The organism is Arthrobacter sp. Helios, from assembly GCF_023167125.1.
GTDB classification, from domain to species: domain Bacteria; phylum Actinomycetota; class Actinomycetes; order Actinomycetales; family Micrococcaceae; genus Arthrobacter_B; species Arthrobacter_B luteolus.
In genome coordinates, this window is sequence record NZ_CP095402.1 from 348675 (window position 1) to 373074 (window position 24400).

19 protein-coding genes are annotated in these 24400 nt (G+C 66.5%); 7 read left to right on the forward strand and 12 right to left on the reverse strand.

The window, feature by feature from the left end:
- Positions 1 to 48: 48 nt before the first annotated feature.
- Both ArtHe_RS01520 and ArtHe_RS01525 read right to left on the reverse strand, forming a co-directional pair.
- Positions 49 to 834 carry an FCD domain-containing protein gene (locus tag ArtHe_RS01520; RefSeq protein WP_248318443.1) on the reverse strand — a complete coding sequence of 262 codons (786 nt, stop codon included), beginning with the start codon at positions 832 to 834 and terminating at the stop codon, positions 49 to 51.
- 273 nt (positions 835 to 1107) lie between these two features.
- Positions 1108 to 2832, reverse strand: a complete 1725-nt coding sequence (locus ArtHe_RS01525; RefSeq protein WP_248318444.1) for an L-lactate permease — start codon at positions 2830 to 2832, stop codon at positions 1108 to 1110.
- Positions 2833 to 3031: 199 nt separating this feature from the next.
- Between ArtHe_RS01525 and ArtHe_RS01530 the strand changes: the two genes are divergently transcribed.
- Genes ArtHe_RS01530 through ArtHe_RS01540 form a run of 3 tightly spaced genes read left to right on the forward strand, consistent with a single transcriptional unit; the run spans position 3032 to position 5984 of the window.
- The gene (locus tag ArtHe_RS01530; RefSeq protein ID WP_248318445.1) at positions 3032 to 3832 is read left to right on the forward strand and encodes a (Fe-S)-binding protein; all 801 of its coding nucleotides are present in this window, start codon (positions 3032 to 3034) and stop codon (positions 3830 to 3832) included.
- Positions 3829 to 5352, forward strand: coding sequence for a LutB/LldF family L-lactate oxidation iron-sulfur protein (locus tag ArtHe_RS01535; protein ID WP_248318446.1), 1524 nt, complete (start codon positions 3829 to 3831; stop codon positions 5350 to 5352). Before ArtHe_RS01530 ends, ArtHe_RS01535 begins: the two co-directional genes overlap by 4 nt.
- Complete coding sequence (locus ArtHe_RS01540; protein ID WP_248318447.1) at positions 5349 to 5984, forward strand: LUD domain-containing protein; 636 nt, start codon at positions 5349 to 5351, stop codon at positions 5982 to 5984. Before ArtHe_RS01535 ends, ArtHe_RS01540 begins: the two co-directional genes overlap by 4 nt.
- 77 nt (positions 5985 to 6061) lie before the next feature.
- Here the strand turns inward: ArtHe_RS01540 and ArtHe_RS01545 are convergent, their stop codons facing one another.
- Positions 6062 to 7474, reverse strand: a complete 1413-nt coding sequence (locus tag ArtHe_RS01545) for an aminomethyl transferase family protein (RefSeq protein ID WP_248318448.1) — start codon at positions 7472 to 7474, stop codon at positions 6062 to 6064.
- Between the two features lie 212 nt (positions 7475 to 7686).
- Between ArtHe_RS01545 and ArtHe_RS01550 the strand changes: the two genes are divergently transcribed.
- A complete protein-coding gene (locus ArtHe_RS01550) occupies positions 7687 to 8676 on the forward strand; it encodes an ABC transporter substrate-binding protein (protein ID WP_248318449.1) in 990 nt (329 codons plus the stop codon).
- An 87-nt stretch (positions 8677 to 8763) separates the two neighbouring features.
- On the opposite strand, the gene ArtHe_RS01555 is transcribed toward ArtHe_RS01550, so the two are convergent.
- The 3 genes from ArtHe_RS01555 to ArtHe_RS01565 form a co-directional block, all read right to left on the reverse strand.
- Positions 8764 to 9615 (reverse strand): methylenetetrahydrofolate reductase, encoded by an 852-nt coding sequence (locus ArtHe_RS01555; RefSeq protein WP_248318450.1) that lies wholly within the window; start codon positions 9613 to 9615, stop codon positions 8764 to 8766.
- Positions 9616 to 9808: 193 nt separating this feature from the next.
- Entirely contained in the window at positions 9809 to 11242 is a 1434-nt protein-coding gene (locus ArtHe_RS01560; protein WP_248318451.1) for a DUF5129 domain-containing protein, read from the reverse strand.
- A gap of 70 nt (positions 11243 to 11312) precedes the next feature.
- The gene (locus ArtHe_RS01565) at positions 11313 to 12383 is read right to left on the reverse strand and encodes an alpha/beta hydrolase (RefSeq protein WP_248318452.1); all 1071 of its coding nucleotides are present in this window, start codon (positions 12381 to 12383) and stop codon (positions 11313 to 11315) included.
- A gap of 126 nt (positions 12384 to 12509) precedes the next feature.
- Between ArtHe_RS01565 and hpaH the strand changes: the two genes are divergently transcribed.
- Both hpaH and ArtHe_RS01575 read left to right on the forward strand, forming a co-directional pair.
- Complete coding sequence (gene hpaH, locus ArtHe_RS01570; protein ID WP_066298570.1) at positions 12510 to 13295, forward strand: 2-oxo-hept-4-ene-1,7-dioate hydratase; 786 nt, start codon at positions 12510 to 12512, stop codon at positions 13293 to 13295.
- Positions 13280 to 14092, forward strand: a complete 813-nt coding sequence (locus tag ArtHe_RS01575; protein WP_248318453.1) for an aldolase/citrate lyase family protein — start codon at positions 13280 to 13282, stop codon at positions 14090 to 14092. Before hpaH ends, ArtHe_RS01575 begins: the two co-directional genes overlap by 16 nt.
- Before the next feature lie 25 nt (positions 14093 to 14117).
- On the opposite strand, the gene ArtHe_RS01580 is transcribed toward ArtHe_RS01575, so the two are convergent.
- The 4 genes from ArtHe_RS01580 to ArtHe_RS01595 form a co-directional block, all read right to left on the reverse strand.
- Positions 14118 to 16121, reverse strand: coding sequence for an L-lactate permease (locus ArtHe_RS01580; protein ID WP_248318454.1), 2004 nt, complete (start codon positions 16119 to 16121; stop codon positions 14118 to 14120).
- A 214-nt stretch (positions 16122 to 16335) separates the two neighbouring features.
- Positions 16336 to 16914 (reverse strand): GNAT family N-acetyltransferase, encoded by a 579-nt coding sequence (locus tag ArtHe_RS01585; RefSeq protein ID WP_349238397.1) that lies wholly within the window; start codon positions 16912 to 16914, stop codon positions 16336 to 16338.
- Between the two features lie 352 nt (positions 16915 to 17266).
- A complete protein-coding gene (locus ArtHe_RS01590; protein ID WP_248318455.1) occupies positions 17267 to 19129 on the reverse strand; it encodes an HNH endonuclease signature motif containing protein in 1863 nt (620 codons plus the stop codon).
- A gap of 641 nt (positions 19130 to 19770) precedes the next feature.
- Positions 19771 to 20469, reverse strand: a complete 699-nt coding sequence (locus ArtHe_RS01595) for a YoaK family protein (RefSeq protein WP_248318456.1) — start codon at positions 20467 to 20469, stop codon at positions 19771 to 19773.
- 225 nt (positions 20470 to 20694) lie between these two features.
- Here ArtHe_RS01595 and ArtHe_RS01600 point away from each other — a divergent pair, with 225 nt between their 5' ends.
- The gene (locus ArtHe_RS01600) at positions 20695 to 21657 is read left to right on the forward strand and encodes an L-lactate dehydrogenase (RefSeq protein WP_248318457.1); all 963 of its coding nucleotides are present in this window, start codon (positions 20695 to 20697) and stop codon (positions 21655 to 21657) included.
- 35 nt (positions 21658 to 21692) lie between these two features.
- Here ArtHe_RS01600 and ArtHe_RS01605 read toward each other — a convergent pair whose 3' ends face one another.
- Positions 21693 to 22793, reverse strand: a complete 1101-nt coding sequence (locus ArtHe_RS01605; RefSeq protein WP_248318458.1) for a nitrilase-related carbon-nitrogen hydrolase — start codon at positions 22791 to 22793, stop codon at positions 21693 to 21695.
- A 45-nt stretch (positions 22794 to 22838) separates the two neighbouring features.
- Positions 22839 to 24332 carry a gamma-aminobutyraldehyde dehydrogenase gene (locus ArtHe_RS01610; RefSeq protein WP_248318459.1) on the reverse strand — a complete coding sequence of 498 codons (1494 nt, stop codon included), beginning with the start codon at positions 24330 to 24332 and terminating at the stop codon, positions 22839 to 22841.
- Between the last annotated feature and the right edge of the window lie 68 nt (positions 24333 to 24400).

Consider the following 24400-nt stretch of genomic DNA (forward strand, 5'->3'; position numbering starts at 1 on the left):
TTCCCCCGACCTGGCCGGGGGAGTGCCCTCGGGGCCGGGCACGTGCGCTCAGGCCGGGGACTGCGTTTTTTCGGACCGGGCGGTTGGGGAGGGCGCCGCCTGGTGGGACGGGATCTGGGCGTAGAACCATTCGATATGGCCGCGGAGCAGGCGGGCAGCGAGGGCACCGTCACCCGCCTCGACGGCGTCGTAAATCCCGTGGTGCTGTTCACGCAGCACAGCCAGGATGGCGGGCCAGTCTTCGAAATTGTCCATCGCCTCCTTGACGTAGCCGCGGATGGCGCCGCTGAGGGAATCCATCATGGTTTCGATTACGGCGTTGCCGGCCAGCGAGCTGAGCTCCACGTGGAACCGCGCATCAAGGGTGTGGAAGGCATCCCGGTCCAGGTCGGGGCGGTCCATGGCCTCCAGCAGTCCGTGGGCCCGGCCCAGGGCCGCCGCCGTTTCGTCGGTGCGCGGTGCGTTAGCGGCAGCCTCGGCAGCCCAGGTTTCCAGCAGCACGCGGGTCTGCACAATGTCCGCCACCGGCAGCCGGCTGCTGGCCATATGCAGGCGCAGCGCCGAGGACAGCCCGGCGGACGGTTCGGAGACTATGATGGCGCCGGACTTCGGGCCGGAACCGGAGGAGGAGCGCAGCACGCCCATGGCGTCCAGGATCCGGATGCCTTCCCGGACAGAAGCGCGGGAGATGCCGTAGGTTTCCGCCAGGGAGCGCTCGCCGGGGAGCTGATCGCCGAGCTTGATCTCGCCGGACCGCAGGCCCGCTTCGATGTTCTCCAGCAGGAGGTCATAGCTGCGGCGCGGCGGCAGGGGCGCGGAATCCGTAAGAGTCACTGCAACATCCTTACACGGCAGGCTGGGGGATTCCCCGGCGTCCGCAACAAAAGGCGTTCCGCGTCCGTCATGCAGAAAAGGCCGGCTGCCGGCACGCTCAAAACACCGCCGCCGCCCACCGTAAGTCCGGCGTCGTTCCACCTGTAAGTTCCACCTGGAAACGGGAAAAGCACTCCAAAAAAACGGAGCGGCAGGGCCTGTATTCCCCCCAAGGAACACACCCCCTGCCGCTCCGGCCCAGCGCCGGTGGCGCCGGGAGAACGGGACCGGCCGCTACGGGAGCATCCAGCCAAGGATCGGCGTGGACTGCAGGTAAACCAGCGTGCAGAGGATCAGCAGCAGGGCCACGCTCCAGCCGACCACCTTGCGCAGCAGGACGGATTCCTGCCCGTCCAGCTTCACAGCGGTCACCGCGATGGCCAGGTTCTGCGGGCTGATCAGCTTGCCAACGACGCCGCCGGTGGTGTTGGCGGCCACCAGCAGGTTCGGGTCGATGCCCGCTTCGAGGCCAGCGGTCTGCTGCAGGCGGGCGAAGAGCGCGTTGGCCGAGGTGTCGGAGCCGGTCACGGCTGTGCCGATCCAGCCCAGGACAGGGGAGAGGAACGCGAAGAAAGCTCCGGTTCCGGCCAGCCAGGTGCCGATGGCCACGGTCTGGCCGGAGAAGTTCATAACGTAGGCCAGGGAGAGGACGGAGAGGATGGTCAGGCCGGCCCAGCGCATGTTCCACATGGTGCGGCCGATCTCCGCCACACCGTTGCCCACGCTCATGCGGTAACGGCCGCCGTCGTCGAACTTGGAGTAGACCAAGGAAACAATCAGGCCAGTGATCAGCAGCAGCGTGCCCGGGGTGGAGAGCCAGTTGAACGTGTAGATGGTGGAGGAAACGGCGTTTCCGGCCTCGTCCACCAGGCGCTCGTGCAGGATCGGCCAGGGAATCTTGATATCGGTGGAGGCCAGGAAGGCCGGGATATCCACACCCAGCTTCCAGAGCTTCGCGATGCCGAAGATCACGATGACCAGGAAATACGGGAACAGCGCCAGCCAGGTGCGGGACGGCGTCAGGGAGTCCTCGTCGCGCACGGCGGTGGCGGTGGAACCGCTGCCGGTGCCCGGGCGGTCAGCGCCGGCGGCGACGAGGGCGGTGAGGCCCATGCGCTCACGGGCGGCGTCGAGGCCGCGGGGCTGCCAGAAACGCAGGAAGACGACGGCGGCACCCAGGCCGGCGAGGGCGGCAACAATGTCCGTCAGTTCGTAGGAGAAGAAGGTGGAGCACAGGACCTGTGCCACGGAGAAGGCAACGCCGGTGACGACGGCGGCGGGCCAGGTGTCCTTGACGCCCTTGAACCCGTCGAGGATGAACACCAGGATCAGCGGCACAATAACGGCCAGCAGGGGGGCCTGGCGTCCCACGACGGCACCGATGTGGTCAGCGTCCAGGCCGGTGAGGTTGGCGGCCGTGGTGATCGGAATGGCCATTGCCCCAAAGGCGACCGGTGCGGTGTTCGCCACCAGCACGGCGGCTGCTGCCTTCATGGGCTTCAGGCCCAGGGCAACCAGCATGGTGGCCGTAATGGCCACCGGAGCGCCGAATCCGGCGAGGGCTTCGAGCAGCCCGCCGAAGCAGAACGCCACGAGGATCGCCTGAATGCGGACGTCCCCGCCGCCGATCACGTCGAAGACGCGGCGCAGGTCCTCGAACCGGCCGCTGACCACGGTGATCTGGTACAGCCAGATCGCCATAATCACGATCCAGACCACCGGGAAGGCACCGAAGACCGCGCCCTGGGTGGCGGAGAGCAGGGCCAGGCCAGCCGGCATCTTGAATGCCCAGATGGCGACGGCGATGGCCACCACCAGGGAAAGCGCACCCGCAACGTGGGCCTTCACCTTCACGAACGCCAGGAGGATGAAGAACGTGAGCAGGGGTACGAGAGCCACGATGGCTGACGCGGCGACGCTGCCGGACACCGGATCGGTGCTGGCGGTGAAGTGATCCACAGGGGACCTCCGGAAAGAGAAGAACTGGCGGGGGGAAGTTGGTCAGACCACAATGGTCAGGCCATGGAAGTCTAGCGCACCATTGACAAGCGTGTGATCATGGCCACCAGCCGCAGGCCCCCTTGGTGTGTTGCGAATAACGTGCCTAGTATTGGTCTGACCACATCGGCCCCGGGGATAAACCCGCTGAGAGGCAGCCATGAGAATTGCACTATTCGCCACCTGCATCGTGGATGCGATGTATCCACGGACAGCACGTGCCACGGTATCCATCCTGGAGCGGCTGGGACACGAGGTCGTGTTCCCGTCCGGCCAGGCCTGCTGCGGCCAGATGCACGTGAACTCGGGGTACTTCCCTGAAGCGGTCCCCGTAGTCCGCAACCACGTCGAGGCATTCGACCCCGCCGGCTACGACGTCGCCGTCGCGCCGTCAGGTTCCTGCGTTGGTTCGGTCAAGCACCAGCACCCGATGATCGCCCGGTCCTGCGGCGACACCGTGCTGGAGGCCCAGGCCGAAGCCGTCGGCGCCAAGACCTACGAACTCTCGGAACTCCTGACCGACGTCCTGGGCATCACCAACGCCGCAGAACAGCTGGGCTCCTGGTTCCCGCACAAGGTCACCTACCACCCCAGCTGCCACGGCATGCGCCTGCTGCGGCTGGGCGACCGGCAGCTGAACCTGCTCTCCTCCGTGGGCGGGATCGAAATGGCGGATCTGCCGGAAGCCGACCAGTGCTGCGGCTTCGGCGGAACCTTCTCGATGAAGAACGCGGATGTTTCCTCCGCCATGCTGGCGGACAAAACCGCCAACATCACCTCCACCGGCGCCTCGCTGTGTTCCGGCGGGGACGCCTCCTGCCTGCTGCACATCGGCGGCGGACTCTCCCGCGAAGGCGCCAGCGCCACCACCCTGCACTTCGCCGAAATCCTGGCCAGCACCAAGGAAAACCCGGTCTCCGTCACCGGAGAGATCCTCGTCAGCGGAAAGGCCGGGCGATGAGCACCTACCTGGGCATGCCCACCCTGCCGGTCTTCGGGCGCGGCAACCTCAACGCCGTCGAATCCTTCCCATCTGCAGCCAAGCGGGAACTGGGCAACGCCCAGCTCCGCGCCAACCTCGGGCACGCTACCCACACCATCCGCGACAAGCGGCTGCGCGTGGTCGGCGAGCTGCCCGACTGGGAAGACCTGCGCAATTCAGGCAGCGCCGTGAAGGAATCCGTCATGGCCCGGCTGCCGGAACTGCTGGAGCAGTTCGAAGCCAACTTCACCGCCCGAGGTGGCATCATCCACTGGGCCCGCGACGCCGACGAAGCCAACGAAATTGTCCGCGACCTGATCCGCGCCGAAGGCGTGGACGAGGTGGTGAAGGTCAAGTCCATGGCCACCCAGGAAATCGGCTTGAATGAGTACCTCGAAGAGGAGGGCATCGCCGCCTACGAGACCGACCTCGCCGAGCTGATTGTCCAGCTGGACCATGACAAGCCCAGCCATATCCTGGTTCCGGCCATCCACAAAAACCGGACCCAGGTCCGCGAGATCTTCCTGCGCGAAATGCCCGGCGTGGATCCGGAGCTCACCGATGACCCGGCCAAACTGGCCGAGGCCGCCCGCTCCCACCTGCGCCGCAAGTTCCTCTCCGCCAAGGTCGCCGTCTCCGGTGCCAACTTCGCGATCGCCGACGCCGGGACCCTCGCCGTCGTCGAATCCGAAGGCAACGGCCGCATGTGCCTGACCCTTCCCGAAACCCTGATCACCGTGATGGGCGTGGAAAAGCTGCTGCCGACCTGGCAGGACCTCGAAGTCTTTATGCAGCTGCTCCCGCGCTCTTCCACCGGCGAGCGGATGAACCCCTACACCTCACTGTGGACCGGCGTCACCGAAGGCGACGGCCCGCAGAACGTGCACCTGGTGCTGCTGGACAACGGCCGCAGCGCCGCCCTGGCGGACGAAATGGGCCGCTCCGCCCTGCACTGCATCCGCTGCAGCGCCTGCATGAACGTCTGCCCGGTGTACGAGCGCACCGGCGGCCACGCCTACGGTTCCACCTACCCGGGACCGATCGGTGCGATTCTCTCACCGATGATGACCGGCATTAAGTCGGAGGAAAACAGCTCGCTGCCGTACGCGTCCTCGCTGTGCGGTGCCTGCTACGACGCCTGCCCCGTGAAGATCAACATCCCGGAAATCCTGGTGCACCTGCGCGCCGAGGACGTGGACTCCAAGCGCGGCACCAAAAAGCTGCCCACCCAGATGGATTTGATGATGAAGGGCGCCTCCTGGGCGTTCTCCCGCGGCCGGAACCTGGGCCTGCTGGAGAAGGGCCTGCCGCTCGGGCGGCTGGCCGCCGGACGGAAGAAGAAAATCACCAAGCTGCCCGGCATCGCCGCCGGCTGGACGCAGAGCCGGGACATCCCCGCACCGCCCGCGCAGTCCTTCCGGGACTGGTGGGCCAAGGAACATCAGGCGGCGCCGGAACACCAGGGCGGCGCGGCAACGCAGGGGGAGACGAAGGCATGAGCGCACGCGAAGAGATCCTGGGCCGGCTGCGGGACGCGCTGCGCGATTCACCGGAGGTCCCGGAGATTCCCCGGGACTACCGCAGCGCCGTTGAGGTCCCGGAAACTGAGCGGATCGCCATGCTCGTGGACAGGCTCGAGGACTACAAGGCCGGAGTCACGGTGCTGGACGAAGCCGGGATCGGCACCCGGATCGCGGAACTGCTCGACGCCGCAGCCAGCTATGTGGTGCCCGAGGGTATAGACGGCGCCTGGCTGGCGGCTGCCGACGCCGCCGTCCCTGGCCGGCGCCGGACCGACTCGAGCACAGCGCCGCTGAGCGTCGCCGAACTGGACGCAACAGCCGCCGTCGTTACCGGCAGTGCCGTCTCCGTCGCCGAAACCGGCACGATCATCCTGGACGGCAGCCCCAACCAGGGCCGCCGCGCAATTTCCCTGGTCCCTGACCACCACATCTGCGTGGTCCGGGCCGCGGACATCACGACCATCCTGCCCGAGGGGCTGCGCCGGCTGGACGGGACCCGGCCACTGACCTGGATCAGCGGTCCGAGTGCCACCAGCGACATCGAACTCGAACGCGTCGAGGGAGTGCATGGTCCGCGGACGCTGGACGTGATTATCGTCCGGAGCTAGCCGGAGCTAGCCGGAGCTGGCCGGAGCTAGCCGGAGCTAGCCGGAGCTAGCCGGAGCTAGCCGGAGCTGGCCGGAGCTTAGGCTCCGGTGTACCCGGTGCGCCAGCCTCCCTTGTAGTCCTTGCGCACTGTCTCGGAGTAGGGAATTGGGCTGACCACGGCCCGGACCTCGAGCTGCTGATGCGGTTCCACGGTGGTTTTCGCCGTGCCGCCGCCGGGCTCGCCCCAGACCACGCGCAGTTCGGTGCCCTCGGGGACGTCCGGATCAACCGTGGCCAGGGACAGGCCGCGCCGTTCATTGGCGGAGTAGCCGGTGAACATGGACAGGCCCACGGTGTTGCCGCCGGCGTCGACCACCGCGTCGTAGTTCGAGGAGCCGTAGTTGGCCAGCGGCAGGTCGAAATATTTGTACGGCGTTCCGCTGGTGTCCAGCTGCGAGGTGAGGATCCGGCCCAGGTCTTCCTCGTTCCAGGCCAGGGTGACCTTGCGGCGCTGCGCCGCGGGATCCATGGCTTCCAGCGCCTCGCGGCCGATGAAGTCGTGGTCGAATTTCACGAAAGAGCCGTAGCCCAGCTCCCACGGCGTCAGGTAGTAGTCCTCGATGTTTGCCGAAACGAAGCTGCCTGCGACGGCGTTTGTTGCCTCGTAGCTGTCCGCGCCGAGCCATTCGCGGTACGGACGCAGCCGCTCATCGGTGTAGATGGCGGGCAGCGGCGAAGGGATCCAGCCTGACTCCAGGGTGTTGGAGGGGTAGGCCCGGGACCCGACGGCGGCCATGCCAAACTCCGTGCCCGCCGCCAGGATGGCATCCCGCACCTTGTCGTAGGAGCCGTAGTCTCCCCAGATTTCCAGGCCCGGTGCGCCGGCCATACCGTGCCGCAGTGTGCGCACGCGTTCCCCGGCGATGGTCATGGTGTCCATATTGAAGAACTTCAGCTGTTCCAGCGTGCCGCCGTTGAGGCTCTCGATGATGATCTGCCAGGCGTTGGGGCCCTGGATCTGGAACCGCCAGTAGCGCCGGCTGACCGGCTGCCCCATGGGACGCGACGGCGACCGCCGGTCCACCTCGATCTCCAGGTCATAACCGCCGGTCTCGGCGTTGAACAGCAGCCAGTTGGCCGCCGGTGCCCGCCCGACGTACACGTATTCGTCCTGTTCCTGGTGGAAGAGGATGCCGTCGCCGATCACATGGCCGGACGGCGTCGTCGGGACGTACTGCTTGGCTTTGTTGACCGGAAAGTTCGCAACGCTGTTCACCGCGGTGTCCGAGATGAGCTTCAGGGCGTCGGGGCCCTTGATGAAGACGTTGTCCATGTGATGGGACTGGTCAAAAAGGACGGCGGTCTCCCGCCAGGCCCGCTGTTCGCTGCGCCAGTTGGTGAATTCCGGAGCGACGACCGGATAGATATACGCCCCGATCTGCGAATTGCGGAGCAGATCGACCGTTCGCTGGGACGCATCCAGGACTTCCTGCAGATTCTTTGGTGCCACGATGAACCTCTGTTTCTGTCGGACGTTTCTTCTGTCGGACGGGGAGCCGGGCAAAGCCGGTGCGCCGACCATATATCTATGTCCATAGGCATGTCGAGGGTCCGGGTCCTCGGTTAAGGGCCCCTAGTCAATATCTATCTTGGTAGATAGTGTGTGTGATGCAGAACACATACTAAGCCGCGGCTCTGCCGCGACGAAACGAGGAGACACCCATGAGGAAACTGGTTGCAGCAGCGGCAACGGCGGCGCTGCTTGGCCTGACGGCATGCGGATCGGGGTCGCTGTCGTCCTCAGAGGAGACGACGGCGCCGGCTTCGGCAGCGGCGGCGGAAGGGCTGACGGCCATCGAGGTGGGGGTGATTCCCATCATCGACGTTGCACCGATTTACCTGGGCGTCGAAGAAGGGCTCTTCGAAGCGGAGGGCCTGGACGTCACCCTCACTTTGGCCCAGGGCGGGGCCGCCATTGTGCCGGCAGTGACTTCCGGTCAGATGGACTTCGGCTTCTCCAACATCACGTCCATGATCGTAGGACGTTCCAAGGGCCTGCCGGTCCAGATGGTCGCACCGGGCGGCAGCTCCACCGGCGATCCCGATGCGGACTTTGCCGCCGTGATGACCAAACCGGACAGCGGCATTGAAACCACCAAGGATCTTGAAGGCAAGAAGATCGGCGTTAACACGCTGAACAATATTTCCGACTCCACCATCTCAGAGGCAGTGAAGCAGGCCGGAGGGGATTACGAGAGCATCGAGTTCGTCGAGATTCCGTTCCCGGACTTGTCTGCCCAGCTGGCTGCCGGGACCGTGGACGCGATTGCCGCCGTCGAACCCTTTGTGACCATTGCCAAGGCAGACGGCGCGGTTCCGGTGTTCTCCAACTATGCGGAACCGGTGGATGATCTGACGGTGGCGGTCTACTTCGCCTCGGACCAGTACGTCCAGGAGAACCCTGAAACCGTGGAGAAGTTTGTCCGCGCGATCAAGGCCTCGCAGGAATTCGCCGAGCAGAACCCGGACAAGGTCCGTGCCGTACTGCCCAGCTACACCTCCCTGAAGCCCGAGATCATCGAGCAGCTGACCCTGCCCAGGTACAGCACCGAGGTGAACAGCGCCTCCGTCGAGGAGGTTGCCCGGATCTCGCTGGACCGCGGGCTGGTCGAGGAGATTCCGGATATGAAAGCACTGCTTCCGGCGTACTAAACCGGCAAGTGCTGAACCAACCCGGGTGGGGCCTGCTCGGTCCGGGTTGGTTCGGGGACGTTCCGTGGGTCCGGGATTTGCGGGAGCCTAGTGCTCCTGGAAATCCCGGACCCATTCCGCTGTGGCCCGCAGTCCGCCGAACGTGTAGAAGTGCAGCTGGACCGTGCCGTGGCGGCCGGGATCGTGGGCTGCCGCGAGGTCCCGGAGAAAGCGGTCCGGGCCGGCCGTGCCGAGGAGATTCGTCAGCGAGAACCCGTACTTCTGTGCGATCCCTGCTGAGGAGCTGACTCCGAACCGGCGGGCGTAGCCGAGCAGCCGCTTGATGCCCGCCGGTCCGGGGACGCCAATCCGGACCGGGATAGCGACCCCGCGCCCGCGCAGTTCTTCCAGCCAGGCCAGGACCGGCGCGGTGTCGAAGCCGAACTGGGTAATGATGGACGCTTCGAGACCCTGCTCCTGGAGGGCATCGGCTTTGGCCAGCAGGGCAGTCCAAAGGGTCCCGCCGCTGATGTCCGGATGCCCCTCCGGGTATCCGGCGATGCTGATGTGCCGGGCACCGTACGCCGCGGGCAGCCCGGAACGGATGAGGGCGAGCGAGTCTTCATAGGGCCCCATCGGTTCCGACGGGTCACCGCCCACCACGAACAGGTCCTCCACGGCACCGGCATCGGCCAGGGTGCCGAGGAACTTCTCAAGTTCAGCGGTGGACCCCAGCCTGCGGGCGGAGATGTGCGGCACCGGCACCAGTCCTGCGGATTTCACGGCCGACGCCGCCGCCAAGCGCATCGGCAGGTCTTCGTTGCCCAGGAAGGTTACGTTCACGCGGGTTCCTGCAGGCAGCACATCCTGCGCCGCCTGTAGCGCCTCAACATCCTTGCCGGTCATTTCGAGGGAAAAACCGGACAGCAGGCTGCCGCCTTCGGGCGTGTGTGGGCTCATGCCTGCCACCCTAGCCAGCCTGGCCGGGGGTGTCCACGAACGGTGTCCATGAAACAGTGTCCAGGAAACGTGGCCCTGAATGGCCGTGAACGGTGGCCGCCTGCCGTGTCCACGTCCCGTGCCCACGAAACGGCATCCAGGTAAACCCGGCGAGCAGCCGCCGTCCGCCGGCCCGGGCGGTGGACTCGCCCCGCTAAAAGCGCGAGGAGCTGCCCGATCCGCTGAAGCTCCCGCCGCCGGCACCGTAGCCGCTGGAGGCGCCGGAGGAACTCGACGCGGCACTGCGGGCACTGTCGATGCTGCTGTTGCCGGAATGGACACCGGCGCTGAACGCGCTGACCGTCCAGATGTAGTCCGGGTAGGCAGTATCCAGGATGCTGGGCCGGTATCCGTCCCGGTAGGTGCGGCGGTGGTTCCGGGTTTCCTCCAGCGCCTTGCGCATCAGGTCGCGTTCCGCCTGATCCTTGGCTGCCAGGGCGATCACGGTCTCCGAATGGTCCTTGAGCAGTCCGGCCAGTTCCCCGCCAATGTCCCGGAGCAGGTCCAGGGCAGCTTCCGGCGTGGTGGTGCCGTCCGCGAGGCCAGCGGCCGCCGCCTGGATCCGCTGCCGGCACCCGGTCCGGAAGGCGAGCAGTGCTGAGGCAGTGGCAGAGTCCTTTCCGGTTTTGCCGGCTTCAAAAACGCCCTCGAGTTTGTCCAGTTCGGCCTGCAGGGGTGCTGCCTGCCGGTCCCATGCGGCCGGCCAGCCGGGTGCCAGGTTAAGCAGCGTGTTGGTGTCCGCGATGACGTCGTCAATGCCGTCCAGCGCGGCGGCCAGTTCAGCGAATTCCTCGATGGGCTTCGTGCTGCGCCGCCGCCGGAGGTCCTTGTCCGTGAATATCCGGACCTGGTTTCCCAGTTCTGTCGCGCGGTTGTACCGCGTCCGGAAGGTCCGGTGCTCTTCCAGCACCTTCGCACCGTAGGAGGAACCTTCGGGAATGGTCCGGGCATTGAGTTCCGTGGCGTCCAGGTCCAGGCTGACGCTGGCATAGGAGCGTTCCGCGGCCGCGATCAGCTCCCGGTTCTTCCGCAGCCGGCTCCGGCGCACCAGGATCACTGCGATCCAGACGCCGGCGGCGGCAGCCAGGACCAGCACGCCCAGGAAGATCACCGCAGGATTGAGGTACCAGGGCCGGTTGATGAGTTTCGCAGCCTCTGCGACGGCGGCAATGGTTCCATCGGTCCACTGCGCGTCGACGAAGTAGCTGGCTGCCTCATCGCGGATGTCCTGGGCGTACTCCCGGTCCAGGTTCCGGTCTTCGCCGAAGTAGGTGCCGATCCAGCGCCCCTCCGGATCCAGGGTGAAGATGAACATACCGTCGGCCCATTTCTGGCCGTCGGGGCTGATCCATTCGGGATGTTCAGCGCGGGCGAAGCGGAGCGTCTCCGCATTCGTGACCGTATCGCCGTCGGAATACTCGGCACCCGGGTCGCCGCGGTAGGTGTAAACAGCCACGGTGGTGGGTTCACGGAACTTGATGTCCGCCAGCGCCGGAAGCAGCGTGTTCTGGTCGAGCACGCCAGCGGTGTCTTCGACGATGATCTCTTCCGGCCCGACGGCGGCTGCCGGCAGGGCGGGCAGCGCCACCCCTAAGAACACGGTTATGAGAAGCAGTAGAACACGGCGCATATTTCGGATCCCCTGGGGTGGTCGGCGGCTACGAAGCCGGAGCTGGCGGGACGGTCGGATGTTGGGCGGCTTCCTCCACGCCTGTGTCCGCGGCGAACACATCCGTGAGGAACTTCTGCGTCTCTTCGAGCACCTCGAAGGCTTCGGGCCGCGGGAACTGGAACTGCGCTTCATGCGGCAGGGCAGGGGAGTGCCCGGCGGGCCAGAACCTGCGGGTCACGGGAACACCCAGGGCTTCCAAACGGTCGGCGAACGGCTCGGACTGCTGAGCGGTGAGGCCATCGCCGTTGCCGCCGCAGATGAACGCCGGCGGGAAACCTGATGTGGCAGCGGTGAGGACGGACATCTGTTTGGCTGCTTCTGTCTCGGCGAAGCGCCGGGCTCCGGTGTAGCTCCACAGCGCTGTCCGGAACCCCCAGCCCAGAATCCCGGTCAGCCCGGACAGCGCAGCGAGGTCATAGACACCGCAGTTCAGCACCACACCGCGGAGCCGTTCCGGCGGGAGGGAGGGTGTCAGCCCCAGCGCTGCAGCGTACGCCGGCGACGTCACCGCCGCCGCGAACTGGGCCGCGAGCTGGGCGCCGGCTGAGTCTCCGGCCAGGACTATCCGGCCGGCGTCGAGGCCGTACCGGTCGGCGTTGTGCTGCAGGTACCGCAGGGCCGCACTGAGCTGGTGCAGCGCTCCCGGATACCGGGTGCCCGGTGCCACGGAGTAATCGACGCCGACGGCGGCAAACCCCTGCGCTGCCAGCATCCGCAGGTACGGCGCAACGTCCCGGCGCGAGCCCGAGATCCAGGCACCGCCGTGAATCCAGAAGACCACGGGCACCGGCCCGGAGCGTTCCGGCGGGAGATAGATATCCAGGCGCCGGGTGCCGCCGTCGTCCTGGTATTTCAGTCCTCGGTGTCCGGTGACCTCCGGTGCCTCAAGGGTCATCCGGGCTGCGAGCTGCCGTGCGCCGCGGTAAAAAACACCGCGGATGAGCAGAGCCGCAGGCCAGGGGCTGGCAACGCAGGCCATGCCAAGGCCTGCGGCTCCGGCCGCGGCACAGGCGGCAATCATGGTTGTCCGCACTCTGCGGCCGGGGGAGGGAGGCACGTCCTCAGCCTAGTGGAGCAGGGCCCGGGCCTTCGGTTGCCGTAGAAATGTGTCGTGAATCATATACAATCCTGTTTTAGCCGTTATGGAGCGGACCAGCGTTTCCCCGGAAAGTGGTGCAGTTAGGTGCTCGAGAAGCAGACCATTGAAAAGATTGCCGATGAACTGGTGGCGGCGGGCGCTAACCGCATCCCGGTTCAGCGGCTGACATCCCGGTACCCGGAGATGACGGTGGAGGACTCCTACGCCGTGCAGAACGTGTGGAGCCAGCGGATGCAGGACAGCGGGCGGAAGCTGGTGGGCCGCAAGATCGGCCTGACGTCCAAGGCGATGCAGGCCGCTACCGGAATCACCGAGCCGGACTACGGGGTCATCTTCGACAATATGGTGCTGGAGAACGGCTGCACCGTGCAGTGGGATGCGTATACCCACCCGCGGATCGAGGTGGAGCTCGCGTTTGTGCTGGGCAAGCCGCTCTCGGGCCCGAACTGCAGCATCTTCGACGTCCTGGACGCCACCGAATATGTGGTTCCCGCCCTGGAAATCCTGGACTCCCGCATCGAGATGGAAGGCCGCACCATTGTGGACACCATCTCCGACAACGCGGCCATGGGCGCCATGGTGGTGGGCGGGCGCCCGGTCAAGGTGTCCGACGTCGACCTCCGCTGGGTCGCGGCGCTGCTGTACAAGAACCAGACCATTGAGGAAACCGGTGTCGCGGCCGGAGTCCTGAACCATCCGGCCGCCGGGGTCTACTGGCTGGCCAACAAGCTGGCCGCCCATGGCACCACGCTGGGCGCCGGCGAAATTATCCTGGCGGGATCCTTCACCCGGCCCATGTGGGTGCACAAGGGAGATACTGTCCACGCAGACTACGGACAGCTGGGATCAGTGACATGCCGTTTCGAGTAGACCCGCACACACCGTTCAAAGCCGATCTGGTCCCTGGCAACCGTGCCCGGGTGGGGATGTGGGCGTGCACCGGTAATCCGCTGGTCACCGAGATCTGCGCCGGTTCCGGCCTGGACTGGCTGCTGATCGACGGCGAGCACAGCATCAACAGCCTGGAATCGATCAGCGTGCAGCTGCAGGTGGCAGCCGGGTATCCGATCCAGCCCGTGGTCCGGCTGCCGGTCAATGACCAGGTGCTGATCAAGCAGTACCTCGACCTCGGCGCGCAGAACCTGCTGGTCCCCATGGTGGACACTGCGGAGCAGGCTGCTGCCGCGGTTGCCGCCGTCCGCTACCCGCCGCACGGTATCCGCGGGGTGGGCAGTGCACTGGCCCGGGCCTCGCGCTGGAACCGGATCGACAACTACCTGGGGCGGGCCGGCGAAACGGTGACCCTGCTGGTGCAGGTCGAAACCGCAGCGGCCGCGGCCAACATGGCGGAGATCGCCGCAACGGATGGAGTGGACGGGGTTTTCATCGGCCCGTCGGACCTGGCGGCGTCGATGGGTCACCTCGGCCAGCAGGATCATCCCGAGGTGGTTGCCGCCGTCGAGCAGTGCATCCGCACGGCCAAGGAGCTGGGGGTTCCGGTAGGCGTCAACGCATTCGCTGAGGCCACCGCGCGGCGTTACCTGGAAGCCGGTGTGGACTTCATCCTGGTGGGCGCGGACGTTGCTCTGCTGGCCCGCGCGTCTGAGGCGCTCGCGGCCAGGTATCTGCCGCAGGCGGCTGCCGAAGAAGAGCGCGCCAGCTACTAAGCCAAGCCGCTGGATGATCCCCGGCCTAGCTGGGGATCATCCAGCTCAGCACGGGCGTGGACTGCAGGAAGACGATCACGCACAGGGCCAGCAGGAGGGCGACACTCCAGCCAAAGACCTTGCGGAACAGGACGGATTCCTGCCCGCTCATATTCACTGCGGCTGCGGCGATGGCGAGGTTCTGCGGCGAAATCAGCTTGCCCATCACACCTCCGCCGGTGTTGGCAGCAACCATCAGCTTGGGATCCAGCCCTGCTGCCTGGCCTGCGGTCTCCTGCAGCTTGGCGAACAGGGCGTTTGCGGAGGTGTCGGATCCGGTGACGGCCGTTCCGATCCACCCGAGCACCGGGGAAAGGAACGCGAAGAACGCTCCCGTTGCTGCCAGCCAGGTGCCGATGGAGATGGTCTGGCCCGAAAAGTTCATCACGTACGCCAGCGCCAGGACGCCCAGGATGGTCAGCGTGGCGGACTTCATCCGCTTGGCAGTGAGCCACATTTCCTGCATGGTGCCGCCCATGGTCAGGGGATAGCGGCCGTGGTCGTCAAACCGCGAGTAGACCAGCGCCACAATCAGCCCGCTGATGAGCAGCAGGGTGCCGGGGCTGACCAGCCACTCGAAGCTGTAGATCGTGGAGGACTGGGTCTGGCCGTTGGCATCCAGCAGGGCCTCATGCAGCCAGGGCCAGGGAATCTCGATGGTGGTTTTGGCGAGGGCTTCGGGGATGTCCACACCGAGGGTCCAGAGGTTGGCGATGCCGAAGATGACGATCACCAGGACGTAGGGGAACAGGGCCATCCAACCGCGCGACGGCGTGAGCCGGTCCGCGGACTGGCCGTCCAGTCCGCCGGTGCCGGCGGTCTTCCCGGTTTCCCGGTCCGCGGCGTGTCCGGCTGCGTGCGCTCCGCGCTGGCCGCCGACATAGTCCGGCGGCCCCGCGGACTCCCGGCTGCCGGGCCCTCCGCTGCCGGGTGCTCCGGTTTGTCCTGGACTGCCGACCTGGCCTGGACTGCCGGGCTGTCCTGGATTGCCGCGCTGTCCTGAACTGTCGGGCGCTGCCGACTGGCCGCCGTCGTGCCCGGAAGCGTGGTTCGGGGAGTACCCTTCCTGCCCGGTCCCGCCGCTTCCCTTGGCGCCCGCGGGCGTCCAGCCGGCGGCGCGGGCTGCTTCCAGCTCGCCGTGCATCCGGTCCGAAGCCTGCGTGCCGCCGCGCGGCTGCCAGAACCGCAGGAATGCCACGGCAGCAGCCATCGCGACCAGGGACGCGACGATGTCTGTGAGCTCGTAGGAGAAGTAGTTGGAGCACAGGAACTGGAAAATGGAGAAGACGACGCCGGTGAACAGGGCTACCGGCCAGCACTCCCTCAACCCGCGCCTGCCGTCGAGGATAAACAGCAGGATCAGGGGAACGACGAAGGCCAGGAGCGGGGTCTGCCGTCCGACGACGGCGCCGATTTCATCGCCGGTGTAGCTGGTGAGGTTCGCCGCCGTCGTGATGGGGATGGCCAGTGCGCCGAACGCGACGGGAGCCGTGTTGGCGACCAGCACGGCTGTTGCGGCGCGGATCGGGGCGATGCCGATGGCCAGCAGCATGGTGACAGTGATCGCGACAGGAGCGCCGAATCCGGCCAGGGCCTCCAGCAGGCCGCCGAAACAGAAGGCCACCAGGAGGGCCTGGATGCGGAGATCTCCGCCTCCGACGGTGTCGAACACCCGGCGGAGATCCTCGAACCGTCCGCTGCGCACCGTGACCTGGTAGAGCCAGACCGCCATCACAATGATCCACACGACGGGGAACAGACCGAAGGCAGCGCCCTGGGTTGCGGAAAGCAGCGCCAGCCCGACTGGCATGCCAAAGCCCAGGACAGCGATGACCAGGGCTGCCACGAGTGCGCAGGCACCGGCTATGTAGGCTTTGGTTTTCGCGAAGGCCAGCAGCAGGAAGAACACCAGCAGCGGGACCAGGGCCAGAAGTGCGGAGAGGGTAATGCTCCCGCCGACTGGGTCTGTTGTTGGGGTAAAGCTCTCCATAAAACCCTCCATGCCGGTTCCAGCGAGAGGCTGTGCCGAAGACCAGCGAAGGGCTGGTTTTGGCGGGCCGGTGCCTGACCGTGGGAGTGGGTGGGAAAAGCGGTATCTTCAGTCTTTACAGGGTAAGCCGAACGGCCCCCACGGTGGATCCCTGCACGGGATTTGCGGGTGTGGACGGGCTGGAACGTTTTGGGTTAGGCCGGGTGGGGCGTTCTTACCAGCCTTTGGCCAGATAGATGTCCAGGTAGGTGCCGCGGTCGACGTCGAGGTCCTCGCGGCGTTCCAGGCCCGCGGCCAGAGCTGTCCGCTGGGAGCCGAGGTTGTCCACGGAGGTGTAAGCGACGACGGGCAGCCCTGGAAGAAGTTCTTCGGACAGACGCACAGCCTCCAGGGCACCTTCCGTTGCCAACCCCTGACCCCAGTATTCAGGGGAGTATCGGTAGTACAGGTTCAGGGCCGGCCTGCCGCGGATGATCCGGTGGGAGACTCCCGTGAAGCCGATGAGGGTCTGGGGATCGTCCGGGTCGACGACGGTCCAGACTCCGAATCCGTGGCGGTACCAGTGCTGCCGGATCTCGTGAAACGTCCGTGCGGATGAGGCCCGCGTGATGTCCGTGCGGATGAGGCCCGCGTGATGGTTGACGGGGCGGGGTGGTGGACGTTGGTCCGGGGATCGGTATGGAGGTCGATTGCTGCGCTTTCGTCCCTGGCGAGCGGCCGGCGCAGCAGCAGGCGATCTGTACTGACTGGCGACCAGTCTCTGGCATTCTGCTCCAGCATGGGACCACTCTATCCATGTCCTCTTCTAAGATGTCCTCATTTGAACAGAACGAAATTCTGGGGAGGGAGGGGGGGGGGGGGCAGCTTTGGCGGCGGGTGGCTGGCTTGGCACGCTTGCCGTGCCCTGTAGTGTCGTGCCCTTCGTCAAGCTGTGACCCGGGCGATGGCGTGGTCTCCGGGGACCCAACCCCACTCGCTTGAGTCTCTTGCCTGAACCCCTTGTCTGGGTCCTTCGCCTGACTCCTTCGCCTGAGTCCTTCGCCTGACGCCTTCGCCTGACTCCTTCGCCTGACTCCTTCGCCTGGCTCCCTTGCCTGAGCCCCTTCCTGGGCTTCCCGCCTGAGCGTCTCGTCTGAACCTCTCGCCTAGAACGGCGGCGGATCTGCGGACGCCTCCGGGCGGGAAAGAGTATCGCCCCACAGAGCGCTGATTGGTCGCGGAGGGTAGCTGCCCGTCCGAGGTTCGTCTGGTGTGAGCGGGAAGCCGGAGCCGGGCGGACCGTTCAGTTCGAGTAAGGGTTGGGTGGTGTAGCTTCGTCCGGAAGGGGAGGTCCAGCCGAGTGTGCCGGGCTCGGGCTGGCGAGCTCTCCAGTAGCCGAGGGTCTTGAACCGGTGGTGCTTGGGGCAGAGATGTTCCAGGTTTGAGTGTTCGGTGGGACCACCCCGGGACCAGGGCCTGGTGTGGTCGATCTCAGAACGGGTGACGTTCACAGCGCAGCCGGGGAACCGGCAGGTCCCGTCCCTGGCTTGGAGCCAGCGTTTCAGGCCGGCGGGGATCCGCCGTCTCCTTCCCACGGCTAGGATTTCGCCGGAAGCCGGATCCTGCAGCAGCGGTGTCCAGCTCAGGGCCTGCAGGATCATGGTCCGTCCGGCTTCAGCGCTGATCGGTCCGTATCCGTTCAGCTCTGCGGGTGCCTGGTCCACACCTGCGAGGGTGTCAGCATTGATCAGCACCATCACCTCTGTCTTTATGTGTGTCCGGGACGGGGGCCGCTGGCGGGAACGGGACTGTTCTGTCCGGTTGGCATCCCTTTTCGCACGGGGAGATGGCTCCGGAACCGCGTCACTGCGTGCAGGTTCTGTGCCGCGGGGCCGCGGGGAGTTACCCGCCTGTGGACCGCCGTCGAGCAGGACCGAGGCCAGAGTATCGGAGCGCAACTGGTCTATGGTCCGGGGGTCGCCGGCGGTCTTCCCTGCGCGCGCTGCGCCGGACAGCGCCGTGAAGATGGCCTGGCCCTGCTCCGCTGCCAGGAACGCGGTCAAACAGGACATCCCGTCCGGCAGCGCCTCGAAACATACCCTCCGTTTCTCCACCGCATCCCGGTGCCGGGCCGGAACCGTCTGCGGGAAAAGGGATTCCCGCAGACGGCGGGCCTTCTTACCGAAACCTGCCGCCGTCCGGCCTTCCGCCGAGCTGAGCAGATCTGCCTCGAACCGCTGCCTCACACTGCCGCGGGGCGGATCCATGCCGGCCGGACTGCCGTCTGTCATCACCCCGGTATGCCCGGAACCCGGGTCATCCGGGCTCAGCAGATTCCGGTCCAATAAAGCCGACTGCGTGTCCCCTTCGGCGCCGGACTCGGTTCCACCGGGAGGCTGACGGTCATCGCTGGATCCTCCGTCCTCATCGGTGCCCGCGCCAGTGACTACAAGGAAAGAGGAGTCTGAGCCTGATCCCGTTCTCAAACCTGTGTCCTGATCGGGGACGTCGGGCAGGTGCTGGGTCTCGTCAAGGATGATCCGTGCGTGCTGGTACGCGATCCGTCCCTCCGCCAGCCGGGCCAGGGTCTGGGGATGCTCCCGGTTCAACCGGGACGACTCGCTGACCAAACGCATCGCACTCATGTGCGGCAGGTTCAACGCGGCACCTGCCTCGGCGGCCGCGAGGGACAGCGCCAAGGACGGATCTTCCCGACCGGCGGCCCGGGCTATGTCACGGGCGAAGAGCTCCTCCAACCTGGCAGCGACTCTGGCCTGCTGGGCCTGCGCCCAGCAAATCAATACTCCGAACCGCTCCAGGGCACCAACCGTCTCTGCAAAGCCGAGGGCTTCCACCGACCGGAGCGATAACCGCCCATCAAAACCTTCCGGAACCCCCGCCGCCGAGGAAACCGCCGCCTGCGGATCAGCGCAAAACACCGCAGCCTTGGAACTGTCTAATGCCCCGGAGACATCCTCGTTTTCCCGGCTCGACGGCCGGGAATACGGTGTGCTTGGCGAGCTGTTCATACCCCAACACTTTCAGCTGCCACCGACAATCCAGGCCCAAAGAAGGCCCTTTTTTGCCCCTGCCATTACTGGTATTCCAGCCACAAATACTCGTCTTTCGTGAGATGTCTTTGGGAACAGAAAGGAAGCGCCGCAGGCGGCGCTTCCGGTTAAACTGCCACCGGATTCCGCTGGTCGCCGGCAAAATGCGCGACGGCGGTTGGCCCGGTGATGGGCAGCCTCGCCCGCACGCTCTCGCTGCAGCCGATAACACCACTTCGGCGCACGTGCATGAACGTGCCGTCCGGCTGTCCGGTCCCCGGCTGCACGATCGGCTGCCGTCGTCCCACGGGCCCCGGCCCCGTCCACCGCCCGACTATCTGTCCGGCCGCTCCGCACGTCCGCCCGCCTGCGCCCCGCCGCGTTGCCCTGCCGGTCCGCACGTCCGCCCGCCTGCGCCCCGCCGCTCTGCTCGGCTGCGCCCGCCGCCGCTCCGCCCGGCCGCGCGCCGCCGCTCCGCCCGGCCGCCCGGCCGCGCGCCGCCGCTCCGCCCGGCCGCGCGCCCCGCCCCACCGGCCCAGACCCGGCCCAGACCCGGCCCCGCCCCACCGGCCCAGACCCGGCCCAGGCCCCACCGGCCCAGACCCTGGCCCGGCCCCGACCTACACCCCCACGGCCCGGCGGTCCCGGTGATGCCGGACGGATCCTAGAACGGCCACAGTCGCGGAGATCAGCGCCGAAACCGTAAATCCGAGCCACAACCCCACGTTCAGCAGGGCAGCACCAGCAACCGCACCCATCAGAATGAGCGAGATAGCCAAAACCCGCCTGGCCCAAAAGTGGCCGTTTCCGCCGGCCAAACGGGAATCCGATGCTAAGCCGGTGATGGTGGACGTGACGACAACCGTGGAGATCTCCGCGACTTTGAGGTGCCTGGCCGTCGCGGCCTGGATCCCCATCGCGGCTGCCATGGACGACGTCGTGACGCTGCCAAGAACGTCAACCGTCTGCACATCAACCAGCGCCGTAAACACGGCCAGCAGCGCGATCCAGCCGGCCACAACCCCCAGTGATACGGACACCTGCGCGGACCAACCCTCGGCTCCGCGCCGCAGGACCCGGCCCGCCAGGGCCGCACCGAGCATAAAACACACCAAAGCCAGCGCCGGCCGAAGTGTTGGGAGGTCTGCCCCGCCGGCAAACGCCATCCCCAGAAGCAGCACGTTGCCGGTCATGTTCCCGGTAAAGACCTGATCCAGCCCCAGATAGCCCAAGGCATCAATCACGCCCGTGGAAAACGTCGACGCCAGCATCAACCAAAGATGGAAACGTTCCGTGGGTACGGCATTAAGGCGTCGCATGCGGATTCCCTCCGTCGGCATGGTGGCCCAATGTATCTGAGGCAGGCCCGATGAAGGGGAAGGGGACCAGGATTTGGGACGCGCCGGCCCCGATGCGTGAAAGGCGCTCCACCGCCCGTTTTCGCTCCTGCGGATGGCGCCCGCCGCTGCCCCGTTCCCTCGCTGCCGGGCCCGCCCTATAGTGCCTTAAGGGGAACCCTCCAAGGATGAGCGAGGCTCACAGTCATGGCCAACATCACCACCAGACCAGTCACTAAACTCGGAATCGTCGGAGCAGGAAGTGTGGGGACCGCGTTGGCCTACGCCGCCCTCATCCGGGAGGCCGCCCGGGAAATCGTCATTTACGACATCGATGCCGTGCGGGCGGAAGCCGAAGCGCTGGACCTCTCCCACGGCACCCAATTCACCGGCGCCAACACGGTCACCGGCGGCGGGCAGATTGAGGCGATGGCCGGAGCCGACGTCATAGTGATCACGGCTGGTGCGCGGCAGAAGCCCGGCCAAACCCGGCTGGACCTGGCAGCAGCCAATGTCCGGATCATGGAATCGCTGATGCCACTGCTAATGGAACAGGCGCCCGAAGCCGTCTATATCCTGGTGACGAATCCCTGCGACGTCCTGACCGTGGCCGCCCAGAAAATCACCGGCCTGCCGTCAAACCGGATCTTCTCCTCCGGAACCGTGCTGGACACCTCCCGCCTCCGCCTGCTGGTGGCCCGGTCCGCGCACGTCCTGATGACCAGCGTGCACGCAACGATCATCGGCGAACATGGTGACAGCGAATTTCCGGTCTGGTCCAGTGCGACCATTGGGCCCGTGCCCATCCGCGAGTGGCAGATCAGCGGCCGCCAGGTCTTCACCGACGAGCTGCTGGCAGCCATCACTGACGACGTCGTGAACGCGGCTTACAAGGTCATCGAAGGCAAAGGTGCCACGAACTACGCGATCGGGCTCGCCGGCGTGAGGATCGTGGAGGCCGTCTTCCAGGCCCAAAACGCAGTCCTTCCGGTCTCGGCGCTCCTGCGGGGACAGCACGGCATCTCCGGGGTGGCACTGTCGCTGCCCAGCATCGTTGGCTCCGGCGGCGTCTATAAGATGCTGGAAATGCCGCTCGACGACGGCGAGACACAGGCCCTGCAGGACTCTGCCGAAACTCTGCGCAACAGCCTGCACACCCTCGGAATCTAGGTACGGACGACACTGCGCCACCCGAAGCCCAAGGACTACCCGCGCGTGTAGGCGTATCCCGACGGCAGCCCGGCGGGCCCGGCCGGCACCCCGGCAGGTCCGTCAGGTGCAGCTGCCGGCCCCGGCCCCACCGAGCCCGGCACCAGCCCCGACGGCACCTCACCCCGCACCGGCACGGGCACCCCACCCGGCACCCCAGCGGCCGGCTCAACCAGCGCACCATAGGTATCCGGGCGCCGGGTATCGAGGAACGGGAAGAGCGTGCGCCAATGGGCACACTGGTCCAGATCGAGGTCGGCAATCAGCACCGCCGATTCGTCCCGCGGAGCCTGCACCAGGACCCGGCCGTACGGATCGCAGATAAACGAGGACCCGTAGAACGTGACGTTGCCTTCGTTGCCCCACCGGTTCGGGACCACCATAAATAGCCCGTTGGCAACGGCATTGCCCAGGATCACCTTCTGCCAGATCGGCTGCGTATCGAAGTCCGGGAAATCCGGTTCCGATCCAATCGCCGTCGGATACACCAGTACCTCCGCCCCGCCCAGTGCATACAGCCGGGCCAGCTCAGGAAACCACTGGTCCCAGCAGCTGGGCAGGCCCAGCTTCGCGCCGTCGAGCTCCGCAGGGGCATGGACCCGGTAGGCATCCGCGGCTGCCGGGCCGGGCCGAAAATACCTTTCCTCGTAGTACCCGGTGGCAGTCGGTATGTGCAGTTTGTGCGTGCGGGCCAGCAGGCCGCCGTCCGGTGACACCAGAATCGCCGTGTTGAGCCCGCGTCCGTCCGGCCCGTCGGCCCGTTCGTACAGCGAGGCCTGCACACAGACGTCGTGGCGCCGCGCGGCCGCCGCAGCGAAAGCGAAGGTTGGGCCGGCGGTGAGGTCCTCGGCAAGGTCCGCCGGACAGTCATCGGGCAGGGTGTCCGCCGGGTAACGGGACAGCGTGAGCTCGGGCAGAAAAACGACGGCGGCTCCCTGGTCAGCGGCCCGGGCTATTCCGTCGTTCAGCTCGGCTTTCACAGCTTCCGGATCCGGCTGCCAGCGGTGCTGGACCACCCCCACCCGCAGTGCCGGCCGGGTACTGGGACCGGTTGCCGCGGGGGAGCGCAGGGCGCCGGTGCGGGTGACCTCGATCATGCAAAACCTCCAGAAGGTGAAGCAGCGGGTGGGGGAGGGCCGGATTTACCGGGCCCGGAAGACCGTGTCCTGCCAGTCCTTGTGGGCGGCAGCATCGCGGCTCATCATCACGTGCTTGACGTTGGTGTATTCCTCGAAGGAGTACATGGACATGTCCTTGCCGAAGCCGGAGGCCTTGTAACCGCCGTGCGGCATTTCGGAGACGATCGGAATGTGGTCGTTGACCCAGACGCAGCCAGCCGCGATTTCTTCGCTGGCCCGCAGGGAGCGGGAGAGGTCCCGGGTCCAGGCGGAGGCCGCCAGGCCGTAGGGGGTGTCATTGGCCAGGGCGATGCCTTCCGCATCCGGGCCGAAGGGCAGGGCGGTCAGCACCGGGCCGAAGATTTCCTCCTGCACAATCTCCGAACTCTGGGCGGCGCCGGCGACCAGGGTGGGCCGGTAGAACGCTCCGGCTGCCTGCTCCCCGCCCGGGGCCTCCCCGCCGGCCAGGATCTGTGCCCCGGATTCCCGGGCACGGTTCACAAAGCCGGCAACCTTGTCCCGGTGCGCGTGGCTGATCAGGGAACCGAGGTCCGTGTCCGGGTCGGTGGGATCTCCCACCACAACGGCGTCCATCAGTTCCGCGACCCGTGCGGTGAAGGCCTCGAACAGCGGGGCCTGGATGTAGGCGCGGGTCGCTGCGGTGCAGTCCTGGCCGCCGTTGATGATGGATCCGGCAACCGCGCCGTGCGCGGCGGCCTCGAGGTCGGCGTCGTCGAAGACCACAAACGGAGCCTTGCCGCCGAGTTCCAGATGCACCCGCTTCGCCGTGCGGGCTGCCATGGCCATAATGTGGCGGCCGACGGCGGTGGATCCGGTGAAGGAGGTCATTGCCACATCCGGGTGGGTCACCAGGGCCTCACCGGCCACGGGACCGGACCCGGTAACAATGTTGATCACGCCGTCGGGAATACCAGCTGCGGCCGCGGCTTCAGCGAAGATCAGGGACGTACCGGGTGTCAGCTCCGAGGGCTTGAGCACGATCGTGTTGCCGGCGGCGATGGCGGGGAGGATCTTCCAGCCCGCCATCTGCAGCGGGTAGTTCCACGGGGAGATGGAGCCGATGACGCCGATCGGCTCCCGCCGGACCATGGAGGTTCCGCCGGCACCGTACTCGCCTGCAGCCAGGCCGTGCAGCTGCCGGGCTGCTCCCGCGAAGAAGGATGCGTTGTCCACCGTTCCCGGCACATCGAATTCCGTGGACATCCGGATGGACTTGCCGGTCTGGGCGGTCTCCAGTTCGGCCAGCACCCCGGCCCGGGCATCGAGTTCGGCGGCCAGCTTCAGCAGCGCCTCGGCACGTTCGCCGGGGGTCCGCTTGGACCATCCTGCGTACGCCTGCTTGGCGGCGGCGACGGCGTCGTTAACGTCTGCGGTGTCCGCGTAGCGCATGGTCTCGGCAACCGCGCCGGTGGCCGGGTTGATGCGTTTGGCCTCCTCGCCGCTTCCCTGCTGGTAGCGGCCGTTGATGAACTGGTGGCCTTCGGTGAACTGCTGCATGGTTTCTTACTCCGTGGATCGTGGGGATTCTGGGGTGAAGGTAAACGCTGCCTGGGAGGGCAGGGTGT

Excerpts from the sequence above, each read along its gene's own strand:
- ArtHe_RS01575 (WP_248318453.1), top strand. The coding sequence starts at position 13,280 with ATGCCGTTTCGAGTAGACCCGCACACACCGTTCAAAGCCGATCTGGTC.
- ArtHe_RS01595 (WP_248318456.1), bottom strand. The coding sequence starts at position 20,469 with ATGCGACGCCTTAATGCCGTACCCACGGAACGTTTCCATCTTTGGTTG.
- ArtHe_RS01610 (WP_248318459.1), bottom strand. The coding sequence starts at position 24,332 with ATGCAGCAGTTCACCGAAGGCCACCAGTTCATCAACGGCCGCTACCAG.
- ArtHe_RS01535 (WP_248318446.1), top strand. The coding sequence starts at position 3,829 with ATGAGCACCTACCTGGGCATGCCCACCCTGCCGGTCTTCGGGCGCGGC.
- ArtHe_RS01590 (WP_248318455.1), bottom strand. The coding sequence starts at position 19,129 with ATGAACAGCTCGCCAAGCACACCGTATTCCCGGCCGTCGAGCCGGGAA.
- ArtHe_RS01580 (WP_248318454.1), bottom strand. The coding sequence starts at position 16,121 with ATGGAGAGCTTTACCCCAACAACAGACCCAGTCGGCGGGAGCATTACC.
- ArtHe_RS01555 (WP_248318450.1), bottom strand. The coding sequence starts at position 9,615 with ATGAGCCCACACACGCCCGAAGGCGGCAGCCTGCTGTCCGGTTTTTCC.
- ArtHe_RS01530 (WP_248318445.1), top strand. The coding sequence starts at position 3,032 with ATGAGAATTGCACTATTCGCCACCTGCATCGTGGATGCGATGTATCCA.
- ArtHe_RS01600 (WP_248318457.1), top strand. The coding sequence starts at position 20,695 with ATGGCCAACATCACCACCAGACCAGTCACTAAACTCGGAATCGTCGGA.
- ArtHe_RS01550 (WP_248318449.1), top strand. The coding sequence starts at position 7,687 with ATGAGGAAACTGGTTGCAGCAGCGGCAACGGCGGCGCTGCTTGGCCTG.
- ArtHe_RS01540 (WP_248318447.1), top strand. The coding sequence starts at position 5,349 with ATGAGCGCACGCGAAGAGATCCTGGGCCGGCTGCGGGACGCGCTGCGC.
- ArtHe_RS01605 (WP_248318458.1), bottom strand. The coding sequence starts at position 22,793 with ATGATCGAGGTCACCCGCACCGGCGCCCTGCGCTCCCCCGCGGCAACC.